This is a genomic window from Arthrobacter sp. GW822-FHT05G07 (assembly GCF_058799755.1).
Genome location: NZ_JBXALT010000010.1, coordinates 17,736 through 38,233, shown reverse-complemented (window position 1 = coordinate 38,233; position 20,498 = coordinate 17,736). Strand labels below are relative to the sequence as shown.

The 20,498-nt window shown below is 64.2% G+C and carries 20 protein-coding genes; 12 read left to right on the top strand and 8 right to left on the bottom strand.

The window, feature by feature from the left end; genetic code table 11:
- The first annotated feature begins 214 nt into the window (after positions 1-214).
- Genes AC1RJY_RS17245 through AC1RJY_RS17235 form a run of 3 tightly spaced genes read left to right on the top strand, consistent with a single transcriptional unit; the run spans position 215 to position 3,434 of the window.
- The gene (locus AC1RJY_RS17245) at positions 215-1,342 is read left to right on the top strand and encodes an FUSC family protein (RefSeq protein ID WP_043469597.1); all 1,128 of its coding nucleotides are present in this window, start codon (positions 215-217) and stop codon (positions 1,340-1,342) included.
- 39 nt (positions 1,343-1,381) lie between these two features.
- The gene (gene radA, locus AC1RJY_RS17240; protein ID WP_011772963.1) at positions 1,382-2,755 is read left to right on the top strand and encodes a DNA repair protein RadA; all 1,374 of its coding nucleotides are present in this window, start codon (positions 1,382-1,384) and stop codon (positions 2,753-2,755) included.
- A 55-nt stretch (positions 2,756-2,810) separates the two neighbouring features.
- Positions 2,811-3,434 carry a Pr6Pr family membrane protein gene (locus AC1RJY_RS17235; protein WP_011772962.1) on the top strand — a complete coding sequence of 208 codons (624 nt, stop codon included), beginning with the start codon at positions 2,811-2,813 and terminating at the stop codon, positions 3,432-3,434.
- Here the strand turns inward: AC1RJY_RS17235 and AC1RJY_RS17230 are convergent.
- Complete coding sequence (locus AC1RJY_RS17230) at positions 3,431-4,129, bottom strand: TetR/AcrR family transcriptional regulator (RefSeq protein WP_011772961.1); 699 nt, start codon at positions 4,127-4,129, stop codon at positions 3,431-3,433. The two genes, AC1RJY_RS17235 and AC1RJY_RS17230, sit on opposite strands and share 4 nt — an antisense overlap.
- Before the next feature lie 228 nt (positions 4,130-4,357).
- On the opposite strand from AC1RJY_RS17230, the gene AC1RJY_RS17225 reads away from it, so the two are divergent.
- From AC1RJY_RS17225 to disA, 6 genes are all read left to right on the top strand, one after another.
- Positions 4,358-5,881, top strand: a complete 1,524-nt coding sequence (locus AC1RJY_RS17225; protein ID WP_498602817.1) for an amino acid permease — start codon at positions 4,358-4,360, stop codon at positions 5,879-5,881.
- 53 nt (positions 5,882-5,934) lie between these two features.
- Complete coding sequence (locus AC1RJY_RS17220; protein WP_498602816.1) at positions 5,935-6,822, top strand: urea amidolyase associated protein UAAP1; 888 nt, start codon at positions 5,935-5,937, stop codon at positions 6,820-6,822.
- Positions 6,819-7,475 (top strand): urea amidolyase associated protein UAAP2, encoded by a 657-nt coding sequence (locus AC1RJY_RS17215; protein WP_011772958.1) that lies wholly within the window; start codon positions 6,819-6,821, stop codon positions 7,473-7,475. The genes AC1RJY_RS17220 and AC1RJY_RS17215 overlap by 4 nt, the downstream gene beginning before the upstream one ends.
- Positions 7,472-11,146: an urea carboxylase gene (gene uca / locus AC1RJY_RS17210; protein WP_498602815.1), complete on the top strand. Its 3,675-nt coding sequence runs from the start codon at positions 7,472-7,474 to the stop codon at positions 11,144-11,146. The genes AC1RJY_RS17215 and uca overlap by 4 nt, the downstream gene beginning before the upstream one ends.
- Positions 11,143-12,978, top strand: a complete 1,836-nt coding sequence (gene atzF, locus AC1RJY_RS17205) for an allophanate hydrolase (protein WP_498602814.1) — start codon at positions 11,143-11,145, stop codon at positions 12,976-12,978. Before uca ends, atzF begins: the two co-directional genes overlap by 4 nt.
- 234 nt (positions 12,979-13,212) lie before the next feature.
- Positions 13,213-14,289, top strand: a complete 1,077-nt coding sequence (gene disA, locus AC1RJY_RS17200) for a DNA integrity scanning diadenylate cyclase DisA (RefSeq protein ID WP_011772955.1) — start codon at positions 13,213-13,215, stop codon at positions 14,287-14,289.
- Positions 14,290-14,298: 9 nt separating this feature from the next.
- On the opposite strand, the gene AC1RJY_RS17195 is transcribed toward disA, so the two are convergent.
- Complete coding sequence (locus AC1RJY_RS17195; protein WP_011772954.1) at positions 14,299-15,021, bottom strand: hypothetical protein; 723 nt, start codon at positions 15,019-15,021, stop codon at positions 14,299-14,301.
- Between the two features lie 137 nt (positions 15,022-15,158).
- On the opposite strand from AC1RJY_RS17195, the gene AC1RJY_RS17190 reads away from it, so the two are divergent.
- A complete protein-coding gene (locus AC1RJY_RS17190; protein WP_043469593.1) occupies positions 15,159-16,109 on the top strand; it encodes an iron-sulfur binding domain-containing protein in 951 nt (316 codons plus the stop codon).
- Positions 16,110-16,230: 121 nt separating this feature from the next.
- A complete protein-coding gene (locus AC1RJY_RS17185) occupies positions 16,231-16,713 on the top strand; it encodes a hypothetical protein (RefSeq protein WP_498602813.1) in 483 nt (160 codons plus the stop codon).
- A gap of 30 nt (positions 16,714-16,743) precedes the next feature.
- On the opposite strand, the gene AC1RJY_RS17180 is transcribed toward AC1RJY_RS17185, so the two are convergent.
- Entirely contained in the window at positions 16,744-17,556 is an 813-nt protein-coding gene (locus tag AC1RJY_RS17180) for a helix-turn-helix transcriptional regulator (RefSeq protein WP_498602812.1), read from the bottom strand.
- A gap of 79 nt (positions 17,557-17,635) precedes the next feature.
- Between AC1RJY_RS17180 and AC1RJY_RS17175 the strand changes: the two genes are divergently transcribed.
- Entirely contained in the window at positions 17,636-18,148 is a 513-nt protein-coding gene (locus tag AC1RJY_RS17175) for a VOC family protein (protein WP_210065102.1), read from the top strand.
- Positions 18,149-18,161: 13 nt separating this feature from the next.
- On the opposite strand, the gene AC1RJY_RS17170 is transcribed toward AC1RJY_RS17175, so the two are convergent.
- The 5 genes from AC1RJY_RS17170 to dhaL form a co-directional block, all read right to left on the bottom strand.
- Complete coding sequence (locus tag AC1RJY_RS17170; RefSeq protein ID WP_011772948.1) at positions 18,162-18,521, bottom strand: VOC family protein; 360 nt, start codon at positions 18,519-18,521, stop codon at positions 18,162-18,164.
- 3 nt (positions 18,522-18,524) lie between these two features.
- Positions 18,525-18,785, bottom strand: coding sequence for a DUF4235 domain-containing protein (locus AC1RJY_RS17165; RefSeq protein WP_011772947.1), 261 nt, complete (start codon positions 18,783-18,785; stop codon positions 18,525-18,527).
- A gap of 95 nt (positions 18,786-18,880) precedes the next feature.
- The gene (locus AC1RJY_RS17160) at positions 18,881-19,057 is read right to left on the bottom strand and encodes a CsbD family protein (protein ID WP_035760998.1); all 177 of its coding nucleotides are present in this window, start codon (positions 19,055-19,057) and stop codon (positions 18,881-18,883) included.
- Between the two features lie 89 nt (positions 19,058-19,146).
- Complete coding sequence (gene dhaM / locus AC1RJY_RS17155) at positions 19,147-19,839, bottom strand: dihydroxyacetone kinase phosphoryl donor subunit DhaM (protein ID WP_498602811.1); 693 nt, start codon at positions 19,837-19,839, stop codon at positions 19,147-19,149.
- Positions 19,836-20,498, bottom strand: coding sequence for a dihydroxyacetone kinase subunit DhaL (gene dhaL / locus AC1RJY_RS17150; protein ID WP_498602810.1), 663 nt, complete (start codon positions 20,496-20,498; stop codon positions 19,836-19,838). Before dhaL ends, dhaM begins: the two co-directional genes overlap by 4 nt.

Here is a 20,498-nt window from a genome sequence, read left to right as displayed (position 1 = left end):
GCCGAACGGAGATTTCGGCGTGCGCGAGCTATGGACCAATGTGTTCCTTTACTGAAGGTAAGGAGCGCAGGTAACGGGACCTGCGGTGAAAGGTGAACGGAAGGTGAACGACGGCGGACCATTGGGTTATGCGGCGCGCGCCACCTTGAGCGGAACATGCCCTGCGGTAGTTGCACTTCGTGGGAACGCCAGCCGGGCAAATAGACTGGAACGCATGGCCGCCGCGAAGGGATTTTCTGCAAGCAAGAGGTTCCTGCGTGCCAGAGTCCGGACGGGCCTGGTCCGTAGCCGCAATTCCCTGACGCCGGCCATCCAGATGACGGTGTGTGCTGTGGGCGCCTACGCTTTCGCTGAGTACGTGCTCGGTCATCAAGGGCCGCTGTTCGCTGCTACTTCATCCTTGATAGCGCTCGGCTTCTCCCGCGATCCGCGTCTGCGTCGCGTGATCGAGGTAGGCCTTGGCTGCACACTGGGCATCGTGGTGGGCGACCTGCTGCTTCACTGGCTGGGCGCCGGGATCTGGCAGGCCGCCGTCGTTCTTCTCTTCTCTATCCTGTTGGCCAGGTTCCTGGACAGCGGCACGATCTTCACCACCCAACTGGGTTTGCAGTCGTTGCTGGTGGTGCTGCTGCCGGCGCCGGCCGGCGGGCCTTTCACGCGAAGTTTGGACGCCGTGATCGGCGGCGTTTTTGCGTTGCTGGTGACCATTCTGGTGCCGAAGGATCCGCGGCGGGAGCCCCGCAAGGACGTACAGAAAATCTTGTATGAGCTCGCGGAAGTGCTGCGTGAATGTGCCAAGGCCATGATCGACAGCGATTCCACCCAGGCCTGGCATGCCCTGATCCGTGGCCGAAACTGCCAGCCGCTGGTGGACCGGATGCGGCAGACTTTGCGGGCTTCCGGTGAAGTTGCGACGCTGGCACCAGCCCACAGGAGGCATCGCGACGAACTCGCCGGTTTGGAGCATTCGCTGGAGTACATCGATCTTGCGCTGCGTAACAGCCGCGTGTTTGCGCGGCGCCTCACCAGTGCGATCAACCATGCCGCGTTGTCCGACGAAGCGATCGACAGTATCTCCGAAGTCCTGCAGGAAACCGCTGCTGCGATCGATGAGATGACCATCGGCCTCTCCGAGCAGAGCGAAGGGACACGCAGGGTTCACCTCCGCCGTGCCCGCAACGAGCTCGCGGACATCGCTGCCCGGTTGCATCCCAAGATGCTCGACGTCCAGAGGCTCGAGGGCGAAACCGTGGTCATGCTGTTCCGTCCGCTCATGGTGGACCTGCTGGAGGCGAGCGGGATGGAGCCGGAAGAGGCCCGGGCGGTCCTGCCGGCGCTTTAGCGGCTAATACTGTCAGCCCCCGCCACTACGCTTGAACCCATGGCTTCCAAGACCTCCCGCGCATCCAAAACACCCGCTTACAAGTGCGCCGAATGCGGCTGGACGGCCGTCAAGTGGGTGGGCCGTTGCGGTGAGTGCCAGGCCTGGGGAACGGTTGAGGAGTACGGCGCCACCGTAGCGCGTACGACGGCGGCGGCAACCGTTTTGGAGCCGGCCCGCCGTATCGCTGAGGTGGATGGGACCACCGCGGCGTTCCTGCCCACCGGAGTGGACGAACTGGACCGCGTCCTCGGCGGAGGGCTCGTTCCAGGTGCCGTAATCCTGCTGGCCGGGGAGCCCGGCGTCGGGAAGTCCACGCTGTTGCTGGATGTAGCGGCGAAGTTCGCACGCACCGGGCAGGATGTCCTGTACATCACCGGCGAAGAATCCGCGGCACAGGTGAAGCTGCGCGCTGAGCGGATCGACGCCGTCGCCCATACTCTTTATCTTTCTGCCGAAACTGATCTCGGGCAAGCGCTTGGCCAGGTGGAGAAGTTGGAACCCAAGCTGCTGATTGTGGACTCCGTGCAAACGCTGAGCAGCGCGGATGTCGAAGGCAGCGCCGGTGGTGTGTCGCAGGTTCGCGAGGTCGCGGCGTCGATCATTTCAGCGGCCAAGCGACGCAACATGACCACGCTGCTGGTGGGCCACGTGACCAAGGAAGGCACCATCGCCGGCCCGCGTTTGCTGGAACACTTGGTGGACGTCGTGTGCCAGTTCGAAGGCGAGCGCCACTCCCGTCTGCGCCTGCTGAGGGCCGTCAAGAACCGCTATGGCGCCACGGACGACGTCGGATGTTTTGATCTTAATGAGGCCGGCATCGAGGGACTGGCTGATCCCAGCGGGCTGTTCGTCTCACGCACGCGTGAGCCCGTTTCGGGCACGTGCATCACAGTGACCATGGAGGGTCGCAGGCCGCTGCTGGCGGAGGTTCAGTCCCTCCTTGCCGAGAGCGCCAACTCGCAACCCCGCCGCGCCACCAGCGGGCTGGAGAGCTCCCGCGTGGCCATGCTGCTGGCAGTTCTTCAGCAGCGGGCGGGCTGCATGCTTCATAAGGATGATTCCTATGTGGCAACCGTGGGCGGCGTGAAGCTCACGGAGCCGGCCACGGATCTGGCGGTTGCGCTGGCTGTGGCGTCGGCGAAGTCCCGCAAGGCACTCCCCCAACGGCTGATTGCTTTCGGCGAGGTTGGCTTGGCCGGCGAGGTGCGTCCCGTGCCGGGGATCAACCAGCGCATCCAGGAAGCACACCGGCTTGGCTTCACGCACGCCATTGTTCCGGCGAGCCCGGCCGGTGCCGGTGTTATCCCGGAGGGATTCTCTGTGCGCGAAGTGGGTCATCTGGCTGAGGCGCTGGAACTGCTGATCACGTAATCCTGCCGGGGTGTCGGGTGCCTCCAGAGCCGGGTGTTCAGCGAGGATGAGAGGCATGACCAAACGGAATGTGCTTATCGGGGGACGCTTTTTCTTTGGCCTTCTGACCTTGGTGGCGGTGGGAACACAGCTGACGGTTCATCTGGGCATGGGCTACGACTTCTGGAACTTCTTCAGCTACTTCACCAACCTGTCCAACATCTTCGCCGCGTTGGTGCTCCTGATCAGCGGCTACAGGGTGTTGGTCCGGAAGCGCCCCAGCGAGCTTGATGACGTCACTCGGGGCACTGCCACCATCGCCATGGCCGTGGTGGGCCTGGTATTTGGTGCCCTTCTGGCTGGCGAAGACCTTGGATCCCTGCTCCCCTGGGTCAACTTTGTGGTCCACTATCTGATGCCCGTGGTGATGGTTGCGGACTGGCTGTTTCAACCGCCCAGGGCCACCCTGCGCCCCAAGCACATTTGGTATTGGCTGCTCTACCCGATTGGCTACCTGGTTTACAGCCTCATTCGCGGTGCGTTCGTCAACTGGTACCCGTACTGGTTCATCGATCCCGCCCGGGCCGGCGGTTGGGGCGGCGTGGTGGTGTTTGCCGTGGCCATCTCAGTCGGCTTCCTGCTGGTGAGCTTGGCGATGCTGTGGCTGGGGAACAAGTTGAAGCGGCAGGTGGACTACTAGGCGCTTTTCATGGACGACACCCGCTCGGGTACGTCTCCAAACCGGCTGATGAGATCTCTACTGGCAGTCCTCACCGCCGGAAGCTCCCGTTTGAGGCCGGCGAGGATCATGACCGTATCTGCCGTGGTGGACGCCGAGTCCGTTGAGATGAGTCCGTCCGCGCGGAGGTTGATCAGGGACTCCACAAGCCGGAATGCGGTGTCTCCGAGGCCCTGGTCGGCATCGGAGACGCGCGCGAGCTCCCGACCCAGCTCCGAGTAGATGGTCCTGAGTTCTTTTCGGGCTGCCATGAACGGCTGAAAGATCTCGGCCCTCGCCTCCGGCAGGTGATAGAGCACCCCGAGGTTCCATCTCGAATTGCAGAGCTGGGAGCCGTCGAACAGCACCACGGCGTGCAGTCGTGCCGCAGCCGACACAGCGTCAGCCGAGTGCTGACGAATCGCCCGCGCGAAGTCCAGGCTGGTGGATACCGTCCCGCCGAGGAGTTCACCCAGGATCTCGTCCTTGGTGGAGAAGTGGTGATACAGCGACGATTGCCGGATTCCCACGGCATCGGCGATGGCCCGCGTGGAGGTGTTCGCGAACCCTTGCCCCGTGAAAAGCTCGGCTGCCGCGTCCAGTATTTCGTCACGGGCGGTGGCTCCAGGGCGCACCGCCTGCTGCTTGCGGGGGCGTCCCGGTCCGGCTGTAGTCACCCTTCATTCTTGCATCGCGGCGACTGCAAAGGGCCCCTTCATTGGGTGCTCCCAAGATGGTGAGTTTTCATTTACACCCCGGAAATACGCGGTAACCAAGGCTTTACATAGGCGAAACGCTGCGGGGACACCGCGCTGGAAAACTATCAAGTGACCGATATTCCGGACGGGTGGTCAGAAACCTCTCCGGGCTGGTTCCACATCCCGTTCCAGACACGGAGAAACCCGATGACTTCCACCCTTTCGACGGCGACCAGCCGCACCGACGATGCAGACCTGACAGCACTTGGCTACCAGCCCACCCTGCACCGCAAGCTGGGCCGCTACGCATCGTTCGCCGCAGGTTTTTCGTTTGTCTCCATCCTCACCACCATTTTCCAGCTCTTCGCCTTCGGCTACTCCTTTGCCGGTCCGGCCTTCTTCTGGACGTGGCCGGTGGTACTGGTGGGCCAATTGCTTGTGGCATTGAACTTCGCGGAGCTCGCCGCCCGTTACCCGTTGTCCGGGGCCGTCTATCAATGGTCGCGACGCATGGGCGGCGAGGTGGTGGGCTGGTTCGCCGGCTGGTTCATGTCCATCGCCCAGGTCATCACTGCTGCCGCCGCAGCCATCGCGCTCCAGGTGGTCCTCCCCCAGTTGTGGGATGGCTTCCAAGTGGTAGGCGGCGACCCCTCACTGACGTCCCCCACTGGTGCGGCGAACGCAGTCATCCTTGGCGCCGTACTCCTGGTGATCACCACGGTGATCAACTGCCTGGGCGTGAAGCTCATGTCGCACGTAAACTCCATCGGCGTCACCTGCGAGATTGTGGGCGTCGCCGCGGTGATCCTTGCCCTGTTCTCGGCCGCGCAGCGCGGCCCCGGGGTAGTAGCGGACGTCAGTGTTGTCACAACCTCGGACCTCGGCGCAGTGGGTGCCTTCATGGTGTCCGGGTTGATGGCCGCATACGTGATGGTGGGCTTCAACTCCGCCGGCGAACTCTCGGAGGAAACCAAGAACCCCCGCAAGACGGCCCCGCGCACCATCCTTTCCGCACTGATTATCTCCGGTATTGGCGGCGGACTCATGATCATCGCCGCACTGATGGCAGCGCCAAGTCTGGACGACGGCCGGCTCGCCACCGAGGGACTGCCCTACGTACTCACCGCTGTGCTGGGCACTTTCTGGGGCAAAGTACTGCTGGTTGATGTGGCAATCGCCATCTTCGTTTGCACCTTGGCCATCCAAACGGCAGGTTCGCGCCTGGTGTTCTCCATGGCCCGCGACGGCAAGCTGCCGGCTTCCTCCCTGCTCTCGCGGGTCCACCCCCAGCGCGGAACCCCTATGTGGCCGTCCATCGCGATCGGCGCCATGGCTGTGGGCATCCTCGCCATCAACATCGGCAACTCGGCACTCTTCACCACCCTCTGCAGTGTGTGCATCGTGATGGTGTACCTGGCGTACCTGATGGTCACGGTGCCGCAGTTGCTCAGCCGTTTCAGGGGCGATTGGCGCAGGGTAGGGCAGACCATGCCGGGCGGGCTCTTCTCACTGGGCCGTTGGGGCTTGCCGGTCAACATCCTGGCCGTGCTGTATGGCGCACTGATGGTCGTCAACCTTTCCTGGCCACGCCCCGAAGTGTACGACCCCTCCGGCGAACACGGGATCCTGCTCTTCTCCGCCCCCATCATGGTTGGCGCCGTCCTCCTCCTGGGCCTCTGGGTCCGGCGGAACATCCGGGTCCGGGAAAACAAGGGCGCTACCGCCGGCTGACCCCTGCCACCGTCAGTTCCAGCTCCAGCACCAGGTCCAACACCAGTACAGAAATGATTGCCATGACTCAGACTCTTGAAAGCGCTCCCGGCACCGCCACGACTGCCGGCGCCAAGCTGCATGCACGGGCCCAGCACGGTCGCGCAGCCGAAACCATGATCCACGTCCCGCCAGCTTCGGCCCCTGCACGTTTGACCCAAAACCTCCCCGCGGAGGCAAAGGACTCCCTGACCTGGGCGGAAACACTCGCCTTCGGCCGCTACACCCATCTGGAACTGGCCCGCGGGACGCGCCTGAGGCTCACGGACCTCGACGGCGATGCTTGCGTTCACGCTGTCATCATCCGAAGCGGTGCCCAGCATGAGCGGCTCAACGTTGCGGACACAGTCAAAGTCCCCTGGCAGGCCTACATGACCACGGGCCACCCGCTTCTTTCCGACGCCGGACGGCTCATGGCAACCGTTGTGGCCGATTCCTCCGGCAATCACGATGCCCTCACCGGCACCACCAACCTGGCTGGTAACACGGCTAAGTACGGTGCCGGCTCAGCCCACAGCCCGTCACCGGCAGGCCGCGAACTCCTCACTCTTGGCGGCATGAAGCACGGGGTCGGCCAAAGGGAATTGCCGCCGTCGTTGTCATTTTTCAAGGGCGTCACCGTGGACCGGAATGGCCGCACGCAGTTTGCCGGCAGCGCCGGCGCCGGGGCCGTCGTCGAACTTCTCCTCCACATGGACGCGGTGCTGGTGCTGGCCAATACCGCCCACCCGCTGGACCCACGCCCGGACTTCACCGGAAGCGCCGTGGACATCGTGGCGTGGCGGGCTCCGCAGGACCTCGCGGCCCTCGTAGACGGAAACTTCACTGTTGACCTGGGCCCGGAAGGGCGTCTGGCCCTCCACAACACAGAACTCGACTACAACGCAAGGACATCAGCATGAATGCAGTCGCAGATATCAGCCCCGCACTGGTCCCCGGGAAAGTAGTCCTGGACGAACTGGTGGAAGCACGCGGCCCGTGGTCCGCCGTGGTGGCAGCCGGTGACATCCTGACGATTGTGGACCTGGACGGTAACCAGGCCGTGGATTGCATCCTCTACGCAGCACATGACACCGGGACACGGTACTCAGCAGCGGCGACCATCGCGGGTCAGGGCTCGATCTTCCTCACCACCGGCTCCATCCTGCGCGCAGACAGCGGCCGGGAACTCATGACCGTGGTGGCTGATGAGGTTGGCGTCCACGACACCATTGGCGGTGCCTGCTCGCAGGAATCCAACACCCTCCGCTACGGCCAGCACACCCATGAACAGCACGCCTGCGTGGAGAACTTCCTCATTGAAGGCGCCAAGTGGGAATTGGGCAAGAAGGACCTGGTGTCCAACATCAACTGGTTCATGAATGTGCCGGTGGATCCGGACGGCGCCCTGGGCATTGTGGACGGGTTGTCCGCACCCGGCAAGCGCGTGGCACTCCGCGCCGAAGTGGACACCCTGGTGCTGGTGTCCAATTGCCCCCAAATCAACAACCCTTGCAACGGCTTCAACCCCACGCCGGTGCGCATGATCGTCACACGTCCGGAGGCCCGCGCATGAACCGTTTCGACACCCTTCTCATTGCCAACCGCGGCGAGATCGCCTGCCGGATCATCGAATCGGCACGCAAGGCGGGGCTGCGCACTGTTGCCGTTTTCTCCGAGGCTGACCGTGGCGCCAAGCATGTGAAGCTCGCAGATGAGGCCGTCCTGTTGGGACCTGCACCCGCCAAGGAGTCCTATCTGAAGGTAGAGGCCATCCTGAATGCGGCGGCTGCCACCGGCGCCGGTGCCATTCACCCCGGCTACGGATTCTTGTCCGAGGACGCTGCTTTCGCCGAAGCGGTGGAGGCAGCAGGGCTCGTCTTTGTGGGGCCCACCCCCGAACAGCTCCGAATCTTCGGGACCAAGCACACAGCGAGGGATGCAGCGCAACGTGCAGGCGTTCCCATGATCGCGGGATCCGGCCTGCTTGACGACGTGGACCAAGCCGTGTCAGCGGCGGAAACCATCGGCTACCCGCTCATGCTCAAAGCAACCGGCGGTGGCGGCGGCATCGGCATGGCAGTTTGCCGCGACGAAGCCGAACTCCGCGACAATTACTCCCGGGTGGCCCGTTTGGCCAGCTCCAGCTTCGGAACTGCCGGCGTCTTCGCTGAAAGGTACATCGAGCATGCCCGCCACGTGGAAGTCCAGGTGTTCGGGGACGGTGAGGGCCGCGTAGTAAGCCTCGGTGACCGCGACTGCTCACTGCAACGACGCCACCAGAAAGTACTTGAAGAAGCGCCCGCACCAGATCTCCCGGACGCTTTGCGGGAGGAACTACACCGGAGCTCCCGTGCGCTTTGCGCCTCCGTGGGCTACCGCTCTGCAGGCACGGTTGAGTTCGTTTACGACCCCGTCCGCCGGGAAGCATCCTTCCTGGAAGTCAACGCCCGGCTGCAGGTTGAGCACCCCGTCACCGAAGCCATCACCGGAGTGGACCTGGTGGAGTGGATGCTGAATTTGGCCCAGCAGGAGCCAGTGCTTCAGGGAGTGCCGGACAGTGTGCCCGTCTCAGGACACGCAGTGGAAGCCCGCATCTACGCAGAAGACCCTGCCCGGAACTTCCAGCCCAGCGCCGGAACGGTCACCAACGCGCAATACCCGGCCTCCGACGTCGTACGCATTGACGCCTGGGTGGAGACCGGCAGCGAAGTCTCCACCAGCTACGATCCCCTGCTGGGCAAGGTCATCACGTCCGGTACCACCCGCGACGCCGCGTTCGACGCCCTGGCCGCTGCGCTGGCAGAGACCCGGATCGACGGTATCGAAACGAATCTGGGCATGCTGCGTGCCGTGGCCGGGATGGAGGTAGTTCGTGCAGCAGAACATTCCACTGGAACCTTGAACACCGTGGGCGATCCTGAGCCCCGGATCACCGTTGAACGGCCCGGCCTCCAAACCAGCGTGCAGGACTGGCCGGGCAGGACGGGTCTCTGGCAGATCGGCGTGCCGCCCAGCGGACCCATGGATGATTTGTCGTTCCGGCTGGGCAACGTCGCGCTGGGTAACCCGGAGGGCGCACCCGGGCTGGAATTCACCATGGCCGGGCCGGCGCTCCGTTTCACGCACGCCACAACGGTGTGCGTCACCGGCGCGGACGTTACCGTGACGGTCAACGGCAACACGGCCAACACCTGGGAGCCCATCACAGTCCCCGAAAACGGCCTCCTGGACGTCGGGTCAGCAGACGGATCCGGGCTGCGAGGTTACATTCTCTTTGAAGGCGGGCTGGATGTTCCCCGATACCTCGGCAGTGCGTCCACCTTCACCTTGGGCCAGTTCGGCGGCCACGGCGGCCGTGTGCTGCGGACCAGCGATGTGCTCCGCACGGTCAGCGACCACCTCCCCGAAACCGTCCCCGGCGTAGTTCCTGAGGAGAGCCGCCCGGCACTCACTTCCGACTGGGAGCTGAAAGTGGTGGAAGGGCCGCATGGCGCACCGGAATTCTTCCAACGTGAAGACATTGAAGAGCTCTATGCCGCCGAATACGAGGTCCACTTCAACTCCGCCCGCACCGGCGTCCGCCTGATCGGGCCCAAGCCGCGCTGGGCGCGTAATGATGGCGGTGAGGCCGGGCTGCACCCCTCCAACATCCACGACACCGCCTATTCGGTGGGTGCCTTGGACTTCACCGGCGATACCCCTATCCTGCTGGGTCCGGATGGTCCCAGCCTTGGCGGTTTCGTCTGCCCCGTCACCGTGGTGACCGGCGAGCGCTGGAAGCTGGGGCAGTTGCGGCCTGGTGACAAGGTCCGCTTTATGCCGATCCGCTCGGTTGAGGCACCTTCCGTCAAGGAACTCGGCGCTGCACGGCAGCTGATACTCCCGGGCGGAACGGACTTCAGCAGCAGCGCCGCCGGACTGCTGCGAGGGGACGGCGACGACGGCGTGCTTGGCCGGGTGCCTGAAGGCGAGGGGCGGCCGGCGGTCACCTTCCGCCGCTCCGGTGATGACAATCTTCTGGTGGAGTACGGGGACATGGTGCTGGACTTGGGCCTCCGTGCCCGCGTCCACGCCCTGCACCAGGAACTTGAGCGTCTGGGCATCCCGGGCATCGTGGATCTGACCCCGGGCATCCGTTCCCTGCAGATCAAGGCTGATCCATCCGTCCTGCCCACTCCCAAGCTTTTGGGCCTGGTGCGCGAGGTGGATGCTTCGCTCCCTGCCAGTTCGGAGTTGGTGGTGCCTAGCCGCAGCGTCCGCCTCCCGTTGTCGTGGGACGATCCCGCTACCCGTGAAGCAATCGAGCGTTACATGGCAGGTGTCCGCGATGACGCCCCGTGGTGCCCGTGGAACATCGAGTTCATCCGCCGCATCAACGGCTTGGACTCCGTGAATGACGTCTTCGATACAGTCTTCAACGCCGAGTACCTCGTGTTGGGACTGGGCGATGTATACCTCGGAGCTCCGGTGGCAACGCCCTTGGATCCGCGGCACCGGCTGGTCACCACCAAATACAACCCCGCCCGCACGTGGACCCCGGAGAACGCCGTGGGCATTGGCGGTGCCTACATGTGCATTTACGGCATGGAAGGTCCTGGCGGCTACCAGTTTGTTGGACGGACCACGCAAGTATGGTCGCGCTATGCGGACGCTGCGCCTTTTGAGCCGGGCTCCCCGTGGCTTCTCCGGTTCTTTGACCGCATTTCCTGGTACCCGGTCAACCCTGAGGAACTCCTGGATCTTCGGGCTGACATGGCTGCTGGAAGGGGTCGGGGCGTGGAAATTGAGGAAGGTACGTTCTCCCTCGCGGAGCATGAGAAATTCCTGGAACGCAACAGTGTCTCCATTGCCGAGTTCCGGGAAACCCAGTCCGCTGCTTTCGCCGTGGAACGCCATGCCTGGGAGGAAGCCGGCGAGTTCGATCGTGCCGAGCAGGCTGTGTCCTTGGCCCCGCCGGCCGACGACGTAGTGGTTCCCGACGGCGGCACCTTGGTCACGTCCCCGTTCGCCGCGAGTGTGTGGAAGGTGGACGTGGAACCCGGTGACCTGGTGGTGGCCGGCCAGTCGTTGGTTTCCCTCGAGGCGATGAAAATGGAGACGGTCATCCAGGCTCCGGTGGATGGTGTGGTCCAACAAGTCCGGCCCACGGCCGGTGCTCAGGTGGTAGCAGGCGAGGCCCTTGTGGTGCTTGAGCCTGTGGACATCCGGGAACCCGCACTCGTGCTGGAAGGAAGCGCGTCATGAGCGGGCGCACCGTGGAACGCGTCCTCTCCGCTCTTGGGGCGATTGACGCCGTCCACCGTCCTGAAATTTGGATCCATCTGCGCGGGCGGGAGGAACTACTCGCAGAGGCGGCCAGGATCGATGCGGCGGCTGCCGCCGGGGAGGACCTGCCGCTTGCGGGTCTCCTGCTCGCCGTGAAGAACAACGTGGACGTTGCCGGTGTGATTACGACGGCGGCGTGCCCCGGTTTTGGCGAGGTGCCCGCCCGGGATGCGGTGCCGGTTGCGAGGCTCCGCGCTGCGGGGGCGTTGGTGCTGGGGGCCACCAACCTGGACCAGTTCGCCACGGGACTGGTGGGTACCCGCAGCCCTTACGGAATTGTGCGCGATTCGCGGCGTCCTGACCGTATTTCCGGCGGTTCGAGTTCGGGTTCTGCCGTGGCAGTGGCCTTGGGGCTCGTGGACCTTGCCATCGGGACGGACACCGCCGGTTCGGGCCGGATTCCCGCGGCGCTGCAAGGAATTGTGGGGATCAAACCAACCCTGGGCGTGGTGTCCACCGATGGCGTAGTTCCGGCGTGCCGTTCCTGGGACACCGCCACGATTTTCGCGCGCGACCTCGCCACTGCGGAACTCGCCATGGGCATCATGGCCGGTGAGTGCCGCAGCTGGCCCGCGGACGTCAAGCTCGCTGCGCCTGCCACGCCGCGGGTGGCTTACCCAGCTACCCTGCCGGCCCTCCCGGACGCGTGGGCGCTCGAGTTCGAGGCGCAGATCGAACGGCTGCGCTCCACGGGCGTGGTGGCCGAAGCCATCGAGTTGGACGTTTTCCTCGAGGCTGCACGGCTGCTGTACGACGGCGGATTGGTGGCCGAACGCTACGCCGCCGTTGGGAACTTTGTTGACACGGTGCAAGCCGGAGGGGTTTCCGCCACGCTCGACCCCACTGTGGCGGGGATCATCACCGCCGCCGGCAAGGTCCCCGCACACCAGTACGTCGCAGACTCCGCAGCATTGGAGCGGCTCCGCGCAGAGGCTATGCGGCGGCTGGCCGGCTTCGATGCCCTGATCGTGCCAACCGCACCTTTCCATCCGACGCTGGCAGAGGTCGCGGCCGATCCCGTGGGGGTCAATTCCCGGATGGGTACGTATACCAATTTCTGCAACCTCTTCGACCTCAGTGCCGTCGCCGTTCCGGCAGGAACTGTTCGTGACACAGACGGCATCTCCCAGTTCGGCCTGACGGTGGTTGGTCGGACGTTCCAGGATGGGGTGGCGGCGGATATTGCACGGCGGATCGAGCTGACCCCCGAGCACCCCGAACTGTTCGCCGCCGGAGCTGCCGGTGCCAGGACTGCCGCGCCAATGGTTCCCTGGCCGGTTGCCGCGGGCGCCGGCGTCGTTCCGCTGGTGGTGGTGGGCGCCCACCGGAAAGGCCAGCCCTTGGCCGCCGAACTTGAGCGGCGTGGAGCTTTCTGGGACGGCCAAGTGGTCACTGCGTCACGGTACCGGATGGTGGCCTTGGAAACCATGCCTCCCAAGCCTGGCGTGGTTCGATCTGAACAGGGAACCGGGCTGGTTGCAGAGCGGTGGTTGCTTTCCGAGTCCGCCCTGGGGTCTTTCCTCGCCGACTTGCCCGAACCCATGCTGCTGGGGTCCATCACCTTGGACGATGGGAGCACGGCAGTGGGATTCGCATGTGATGCCGTAGCTGCGGCAAGCGCGCGGGACATCAGCGAATACGGCGATTGGATTAAATATCTGGAAGAAAGTACCGCCGGCCCCGGTAACCAGCCACTGTGGCGGGAGGCGGGCAGCGCCTTGCTGACTGGCCTTAGCCGCGGCCAGCGCTAGCGCGGTCGGCGGTCGGTTGAAGGAAATAGGGTTTCATCAATCGGCCGCCAAACCACTTTCGAGGCAGCACCGAACATCACGAAATGACCCACTTTGGGGCTTGCTGGTGCGGTTAACGGTGTCCGGAAGCCCTATCATTGTGCTTGTCGTCATGTGGGCATTTTTGGTAGTGCGCGCTGACGCCGGATTCAGCTTGTCTGTGAGCCATGGCTTGCACCTTCGAAGGGAAACCCTATGGCCCGGAGCCCGGAAGAGTCGCTCAAGGCGACCCTTGCCAGAGTCGCACCCGGAACTCCATTGCGCGATGGCCTCGAACGCATCCTCCGTGGACGCACCGGCGCCTTGATTGTGCTGGGCTACGATCGCACCATCGATTCCATCTGTTCGGGCGGATTCGACATCGGCATCGATTTCTCCCCAACGCGTCTGCGCGAACTGGCCAAGATGGACGGCGCCATCATTTGTGACAAGGATGCCAGCAACATTGTTCGGGCAGCCGTCCAGCTGGTGCCCGATTCGAGCATCGAAACCCAGGAGTCAGGCACCAGGCACCGCACGGCCGAGCGTGTCGCCATCCAGACCGGCGTTCCCGTTATTTCGGTCAGCCAGTCCATGCAAATCATCGCCCTCTATGTGAACGGTTTGCGCCACGTTCTGGAGGGCTCTGAAAAGGTCCTCGCCCGCGCCAACCAGGCCTTGGCGACCTTGGAGCGGTACAGCGCCAGGCTGGACCAGGTCACCAGCTCACTTTCGGCCCTGGAGATCGAAGCACTGGTCACGGTCAGGGACGTTGCGGTCACCCTGCAGCGCCAGGAGATGGTTCGCCGTATCTCCGAGGAAATCGCCCAGTACGTGCTGGAACTCGGTGAAGACGGCCGCCTGCTCTCCCTCCAGGTGGAGGAACTCACGGTAGGCCGCGGCCCGGGGAGCGAAGTCATCATCCGCGACTACTCCGATCCCGACGCCACTCCTGAGCAGATCGAGGAAGCCGTCCAGGCTCTCCTCAACCTTGGCCCCACAGAATTGATCGACCTCAGCCGCATTGCCCACATCATTGGCTTCGCCGGCGGAGTAGAGCAGCTGGACGCCGTGGTTCAGCCGCGCGGGTACCGTCTGCTGTCCGGTTTGAAGTCCGTTCCCAAGGCAGTGGCCGACCGTTTGGTGGACTACTTCGGCGGGCTCCAGAACCTCATGGCAGCCACCATCGACGACCTCATGACCGTGGACGGCATCGGCGATCAGCGAGCCCGCACAGTCCGCGAAGGATTGAGCCGCATGGCCGAAGCGAGCCTGCTGGACCGGTTCCTCTAAAGGCGAGCGCTAGTTCAGCTGGAAGGCGACCTTGGGGCTCGACTTGTTCCCGAGTCTCGCCTCGAACGTGTAGTAAGCGCCGCCAGCACCCGGCTTGGCAGTGATCGCGGCGCAGCCTTCCAACGTCCGGTTGCGCTGCCACGGGAAGTTCGCAGTCTCGCTTTTGCCGGGTTGGATGGTTTTGATGAGGTCCTCGCCGCCCGTCTGGCAGTCCTTTGACGAGAAAATCCGGTCCGAGCCGCTCATCAGCAGGTACTCCATTTGGGAGGTGCCCACGTTGACCTCGCACGGGGCGGTGCCGCCGTTGGTAATGGTCATGGTGAGCAGCGGCTTTTCCTCGGCGCCGTAGGCGGGCTTGTCGGTCTTGGCGGCGACGGTCATGAGGTTGAGGTCGCACACGGGCGAGGCCGACGGTGACGGCGCCGCTGTTCCTGTGGGCGTAGTCCCCGGCGTGGGTGCCGTTGAGGCGTCGGCAGTGCTCACGGCTTGCGGCTCAGGGTTCCCGGCCAATGCGCCGGTGAGTGCCACGACGCCGCCGATCACCAAAGCGATAACAAGCAGCAGGGCGCCAAAAACCACCTGCCGACGACGCCGATACACGGCAGGGCTTGGTCGACGCCTTTTCGTTGAGGTACTTTTGCCCGCCGCACCGGCGCGGGATGAGCCACGGGCAGCACCCTTCGCCGACGCTGATGCGCGCGCGGTCGACTGCTGCTTACCCTTGTTGGCCATGGTTCTAGGCTAGGCTCGCGGCCGCTTGGGCACCTAACCTCCACGCCGAAAGGGCCTAATGCCGGCCTGTGTGACGTCGGCCATGGGATACCTCCTTGGCGGCGGGCCGCCCAAATTCCACTACAGTGGATGGCAGCATGACACTTCCCGATTCAGGCCAATTGGCAGGCCTCCACCAAGCCCTTGATCAGTGGTTCGCCCGGACTGCCCGTGACCTTCCGTGGCGCGAGCCGGATTGCAGCCCCTGGGGCATCCTGGTCAGCGAAGTGATGCTTCAGCAAACACCCGTTGTCCGGGTGCTGCCGGTGTGGCGAGACTGGATGGAACGCTGGCCCACACCCGCCCACCTCGCAGATGAGCCGTCGGGGGCTGCCGTCCGCCATTGGGGCCGCCTCGGCTATCCCCGCCGGGCCCTGCGGCTGCACGCTGCCGCCGTCGCAATCCGTGAGCAGCACGGCGGCAAGGTTCCTGACACGTATCCCGAACTCCTCGGCCTTCCGGGCGTCGGCAACTACACAGCGGCCGCCGTCGCAGCTTTTGCTTTCGGACGCCGCGAAACCGTGGTGGACACCAACATCCGGCGCGTCCACGCGCGGCTCATATCCGGCGACGCACTGCCAGCTCCTGCCTTGACCGCGGGTGAAATGCGGCTGGCCGACGCCCTCCTGCCGCTCGACAAGGAACTTTCAGTCCGTTGGAACGCGTCCGTCATGGAACTCGGCGCCATGGTCTGCACGGCCCGCAGTCCCAAGTGCGCTGACTGTCCCGTGCGCTCCAGTTGCGCCTGGCTCGCGGCCGGTGAACCGCCGCCGTCGTACACCCCAAAGGGCCAGTCCTGGCACGGCACGGACCGCCAGGTCCGCGGTGCCGTGATGGCCGTCCTCCGTGAAGCGGCCACCCCTGTGCCCCGCGAGATGTTCGAGCAGGCGCCGGCGGATCTGGGATTCGCACCGTCCGGCGTCGGAATACCGCTCGCTGCCCTGCACCGGCTCAACTCGGCACCTGAGCAGCTCGAGCGTGCATTGGACGGCCTCTTGGTGGACGGTTTGGCAGAAATGCACGACGGCGGATTGCGGCTTCCAGCGTAGCGACGGTACGCGCGTATCGGTTCCGCAACAGCCTTCCCGGATCCATAACGATGCAGGCGCCTTTTGCCCTGCAGATGCGACATTCCGGCGACACCGGCTGCGTGCGGTCCTACTCTGAAGCATGGGCAGAATCGGATTGGCACTAACCCTTGCCGGGACCGCCGCACTGCTTCCCGGATGCTTGGCCGAACCCGCGGCCTGCCCCGCGATCGGACATATAGCAGGCATCTCCCTGACCGTCGCAGCCGGCTACGCAGACGACGTTGCTTCGCTTCGGTTGAAGGCCTGCCAGGATGGGATCTGCACCGAAAAAGACCTCTTGCTGAATCCCGGCGCGACTGCCGTTGACCAAGGTTGCACTCCGGATGGCGTGTGCTCAGCGACGTCGTCGCCGGATGGAACTCTTCAGGGTTTCCTGGAGCTCCCCGCCCTCTCCGAAAGTTCCCTTGAGGCGACCGCGACCGGCACTTCCCCTTCCGGCGCGGCATTACCCGCGAGGACGGTGACCTTCACGCCGAAGGGCGACTACCCGTACGGCGAACAGTGCGGCCGGATGATTTCTGCGGCCCTGATACTGGATGAGGAAGGGTTGCGGCAGCACTAGGAGTGGCTATCCACCCCGGTTACAGCAAAACTAGCCCGGGTTTCCCCCAACGGCCTTCCGGTAGCCACTGGGAGTGAACCCCAGATACTTCTGGAAGTCGTTCGTCAGGTGCGCATGGTCGGCGTAGCCAAGTTCGACGGCGATCGCGGCAAGGTCCGCTGCTGGGTTGGACCGGGTACGCTCGGCGGCGTCCTGCAATCTTCTACGCCGGATCAGTGCGGAAGGGCTCAGTCCGACGTACTTTCCGGCGATCCTCTGCAGGGTTCTCGGCGACACGGCCAGGCGGGATGCCACGTCCTCAAGCAGGATCATGTCCGGCTCGGAAGTAATCACGTCCACCATCCGGTTCGCGAGCAACGCCTCCTCGGAGGCAACAAATTCCAGGGAATTCAGCCACGCAACAAAGGCTTCCACTGCCCGCTCGCGGTGCGTGCCGCCGTCGTGCATGATCTCAACGGAAGGCGTGGTCATGGCTGCCGAGACGGCCCTCTGAAGGCCTTCCAGCGCCATCACAACTCCCTGGTCACGGAGGGCCCCCGGATGATCGGTAAAGAGCGGCACAGCCGCGGGGCGCAGTAACGCGCCAACCGCCCAGCCCTGACCGGTCAGGTCGCGGTAAGCGGCCCGGGTGGTCGGCCCGGAGAACTCGACGACGTCGCCCTGCACCACGAGGTTGGACGCCGGGTAGGCGATCACGTGTTGCCGGGATGACCGGCCGGGTTCGATGTTCCACTCCGGAATCCAGAACCACTGCACCAGGTCTGCAACGGACGCCGGTGCAGGAAAGCGATGGAAGGTGGGGAGTCGCGCCGGATACAGGATGCCCTTGAACGAACCCTCCATCGGAGCCTTTCCACAAGCGGATCAAAGCTGTCGCAAATCTCCAAGCGCCACCCGGCAGAAGGCCCGTAGCGTCGTAACCATGACAGATACTACAAGCACAGAGCCCACCACCGCAGCCCACGGTGAACACACCACCCACGGCATCCCTAACGGCCTGACCAGCCTCACGCCGTTCCTCGCCGTGCCCAAAGCCAGGGAAGCCATCGCGTTCTACCGCGATGTGTTCGGTGCCCGGGTTGTAGGTGAAACGGAGATGGGCGGGATGGTGGTCCACGCCGAACTCGACTTCGGCAATGGCCGCCTCCAACTTGGCGAGCCCAACCCGGAGTACCACTTGGTGCCGGCGCCCAGCGGCGAGGACGACTGCTATTCCCTCGGCCTTTACTGCCCGGACGCGGACGGACTCGTGAAGAAGGCTGAGCAAGCGGGAGCCACCATCCGCGAGCCGCTGTCCACTTTCGTCTCAGGTGACCGATACGCAAGCATCCGCGATCCCTTCGGCGTTCGCTGGTCCATCATGACCCGTGTGGAGGACCTCTCCGAAGAAGAGAGCAACCGCCGCGTGGACGAATGGGCGGCGAAGCAAGGCTAGGTGCCGGGAGGCCTTAGCTCAGGCAGAGGCAGAACGGGTGGCCCGCCGGATCAAGGAACACCCTGAACGTCTCGCCGGGCTGATGGTCGGCTTTGGTTGCCCCAAGGGACAAGGCAACTTCTTCGCCCTTGTCCAGGTCCTCCACCACCATGTCCAGGTGCATTTGCTGCGGGATGGTTTGGCCGGGCCATTTGGGCGGCTGGTACACCTCTACCTGTTGGAAGGAGATGCAGTTGCTGCCATCGCTGGGACGGATGTCGAACCAGTCGCCTTTGTCCTCGATCTCCCAGCCGAAAAGCTCGCCATAGAAGGCAGCCAAAGCAGCCGCATCAGGACAATCGATGACGACACTGGGGAATTTAGCTATTGCCATGTGTTAAACCTCGTCAGCAGTCTTCTTCATGCGGGCCAGGGCGCTCTTGGTGCCCCGTTGGGTGAGCACGTGAACTACGGCGCCAACGCCTGCGGAAACAACCGCGAAGACGAGCACGCCGGGCAGGGAGTCGTTGAGGTCTGTACCGTCCTTGGGGGCGGGCTTACCGGTTCTCTTCTCCCAGAGGCCTTCCAGCGTTTTGTTTGCGAGCGCGCCAGCTCCGAGGCTGACGGCCAGGCCGAAAAGTTTTACCAGTATGTTCACGAAGATCCTCCATAAGATAGCGCGCCCCTGAAGGGCGCCTCGCAAGGGTCAAAACAAGACAGGGCCGCTGCAATGCAGCGGCCCTGTGTGGACTTCTAGTCCTTCTTGAAGGCGTCCTTCAACTTCTCGCCGGCACCCTTGAGGTCGGCTTTGGTCTGGTCGCCCTTGCCTTCGGCTTCCAGGCGCTCGTTGTCCGTCAGCTTTCCGGCAGCTTCCTTAGCCTTGCCACCGAGCTTCTCGCCAGCGTTCTCCATCTTGTCGTCAGCACCCATGTTTCGCACCTCTTCCTTGTAGTGAACCTGTACCTCTACAACATCACTAATCAGCATACTTAGCAATATCTGGGATGGAAATTTGGAACTTAGAGCTCGCCAAACCCTTCCTCCACAAGCCGTCCCACGTACTCAACGGCCTTCAACGCATCCTTGCCGCGGGCTTCGATTCGCAGGATAGAGCCTTTACCCGCGGCGAGCGCCATGAGCGCCATGATGGACATGCCATCGACGCCGTTGACGGTTACCTCAGCGTCCAGCCCGGATAGGCCCCCGGCGATCTTCGCGGCAGGGCGGGCGTGCATTCCCAAAGGATTGATGAGCTCAAAATCTCCGCTTGCGTCCGGTTCATCCTTATCCTCAGGGATTGCCGGACCCCCTACGCCTGCGGGTACGTTGCCGAAGGCTACAGCTTCGGCCGCCTTGCGAACATCTCCGACGCCGTCACCTCCTTGGGCGGCGACGGCTGCGGCCACGAGTCCCTCAACCAGCGGCGCATCGGCAAGGAGGACGGCGTCCGGATCGCTGGCGAACTCCACCGCAGACTCTGCGGTCATCACAGCTGAACCCAGATCGGTTAGCACCACCACGCCATCGCCCCCGGAATCAACCAGGGACTGCTCGACGGCGGCCAGCACCTTCTCCAGGCTGGTTCCGATGCGGTCGTCGTCAGTTCCCCCGGCGGCGACGAGGTCGACGTCGGGAGCCATCTGCGCGGCAAGTTCCACAGCCCCCTCGGCGATCTTGCTGCTGTGCGATACAACCACAATCCCCACTGTCATACGGCGTCGGCTCCCTTGTCAGCCGTGGAACCGGCAGCAGCTGCTGCGGCCGCTCTCAGGAGAAGCGCGGTGGAAGCGGCGCCGGGGTCGCGATGCCCTGCACTGCGCTCCCCCAGGTAGCTGGCCCGGCCCTTGCGTGCCACCAACGGATCCGTGGCCATGGCGCCGGTTTCGGCAGCCTCCGCAGCCGCTTCCAACACAGCAACCGGATCAGCGCCGCTCGCCGCGGCTTTTTGGGCCGCTTCAACCGCGGGCGTCCACGCGTCGATCATGGTCTTGTCGCCGAGCTCGGCTTTGCCCCGGGCCACCACGCCATCTCGGGCGGCTGCCAGGGCTGCGGCAAGGGCCTCCGCATCAATATCGCCGGCGTCCCCCAAGGAGGTTGCTGCCCGAAGATACGCCGTGCCGTACAGCGGTCCGGCAGCGCCGCCCACCTTGGACATGAGCGCCATCGCCGCAGCCTTCAACGCCGCGCCCGGAGTCTCCGGCGGGGTCTCACCGAGTTTTTGCAGCACGGCCTGGAAACCGCGGTCCATGTTCTCGCCGTGATCCGAATCGCCGATTGGCCTGTCCAGCTCAATCAGCTCCACCCGGTGTTCGGCCATGGCTTTGGCGGAGAGCTTCAACCAGTCCACTGCCCAGTCAACGTCCAGCCCCAT

Excerpts from the sequence above, each read along its gene's own strand:
- AC1RJY_RS17245 (WP_043469597.1), top strand. The coding sequence starts at position 215 with ATGGCCGCCGCGAAGGGATTTTCTGCAAGCAAGAGGTTCCTGCGTGCC.
- radA (WP_011772963.1), top strand. The coding sequence starts at position 1,382 with ATGGCTTCCAAGACCTCCCGCGCATCCAAAACACCCGCTTACAAGTGC.
- AC1RJY_RS17235 (WP_011772962.1), top strand. The coding sequence starts at position 2,811 with ATGACCAAACGGAATGTGCTTATCGGGGGACGCTTTTTCTTTGGCCTT.
- AC1RJY_RS17225 (WP_498602817.1), top strand. The coding sequence starts at position 4,358 with ATGACTTCCACCCTTTCGACGGCGACCAGCCGCACCGACGATGCAGAC.
- AC1RJY_RS17220 (WP_498602816.1), top strand. The coding sequence starts at position 5,935 with ATGATTGCCATGACTCAGACTCTTGAAAGCGCTCCCGGCACCGCCACG.
- AC1RJY_RS17215 (WP_011772958.1), top strand. The coding sequence starts at position 6,819 with ATGAATGCAGTCGCAGATATCAGCCCCGCACTGGTCCCCGGGAAAGTA.
- uca (WP_498602815.1), top strand. The coding sequence starts at position 7,472 with ATGAACCGTTTCGACACCCTTCTCATTGCCAACCGCGGCGAGATCGCC.
- atzF (WP_498602814.1), top strand. The coding sequence starts at position 11,143 with ATGAGCGGGCGCACCGTGGAACGCGTCCTCTCCGCTCTTGGGGCGATT.
- disA (WP_011772955.1), top strand. The coding sequence starts at position 13,213 with ATGGCCCGGAGCCCGGAAGAGTCGCTCAAGGCGACCCTTGCCAGAGTC.
- AC1RJY_RS17195 (WP_011772954.1), bottom strand. The coding sequence starts at position 15,021 with ATGGCCAACAAGGGTAAGCAGCAGTCGACCGCGCGCGCATCAGCGTCG.
- AC1RJY_RS17190 (WP_043469593.1), top strand. The coding sequence starts at position 15,159 with ATGACACTTCCCGATTCAGGCCAATTGGCAGGCCTCCACCAAGCCCTT.
- AC1RJY_RS17185 (WP_498602813.1), top strand. The coding sequence starts at position 16,231 with ATGGGCAGAATCGGATTGGCACTAACCCTTGCCGGGACCGCCGCACTG.
- AC1RJY_RS17180 (WP_498602812.1), bottom strand. The coding sequence starts at position 17,556 with ATGGAGGGTTCGTTCAAGGGCATCCTGTATCCGGCGCGACTCCCCACC.
- AC1RJY_RS17175 (WP_210065102.1), top strand. The coding sequence starts at position 17,636 with ATGACAGATACTACAAGCACAGAGCCCACCACCGCAGCCCACGGTGAA.
- AC1RJY_RS17170 (WP_011772948.1), bottom strand. The coding sequence starts at position 18,521 with ATGGCAATAGCTAAATTCCCCAGTGTCGTCATCGATTGTCCTGATGCG.
- AC1RJY_RS17160 (WP_035760998.1), bottom strand. The coding sequence starts at position 19,057 with ATGGGTGCTGACGACAAGATGGAGAACGCTGGCGAGAAGCTCGGTGGC.
- dhaM (WP_498602811.1), bottom strand. The coding sequence starts at position 19,839 with ATGACAGTGGGGATTGTGGTTGTATCGCACAGCAGCAAGATCGCCGAG.
- dhaL (WP_498602810.1), bottom strand. The coding sequence starts at position 20,498 with ATGGGGCTGGACGTTGACTGGGCAGTGGACTGGTTGAAGCTCTCCGCC.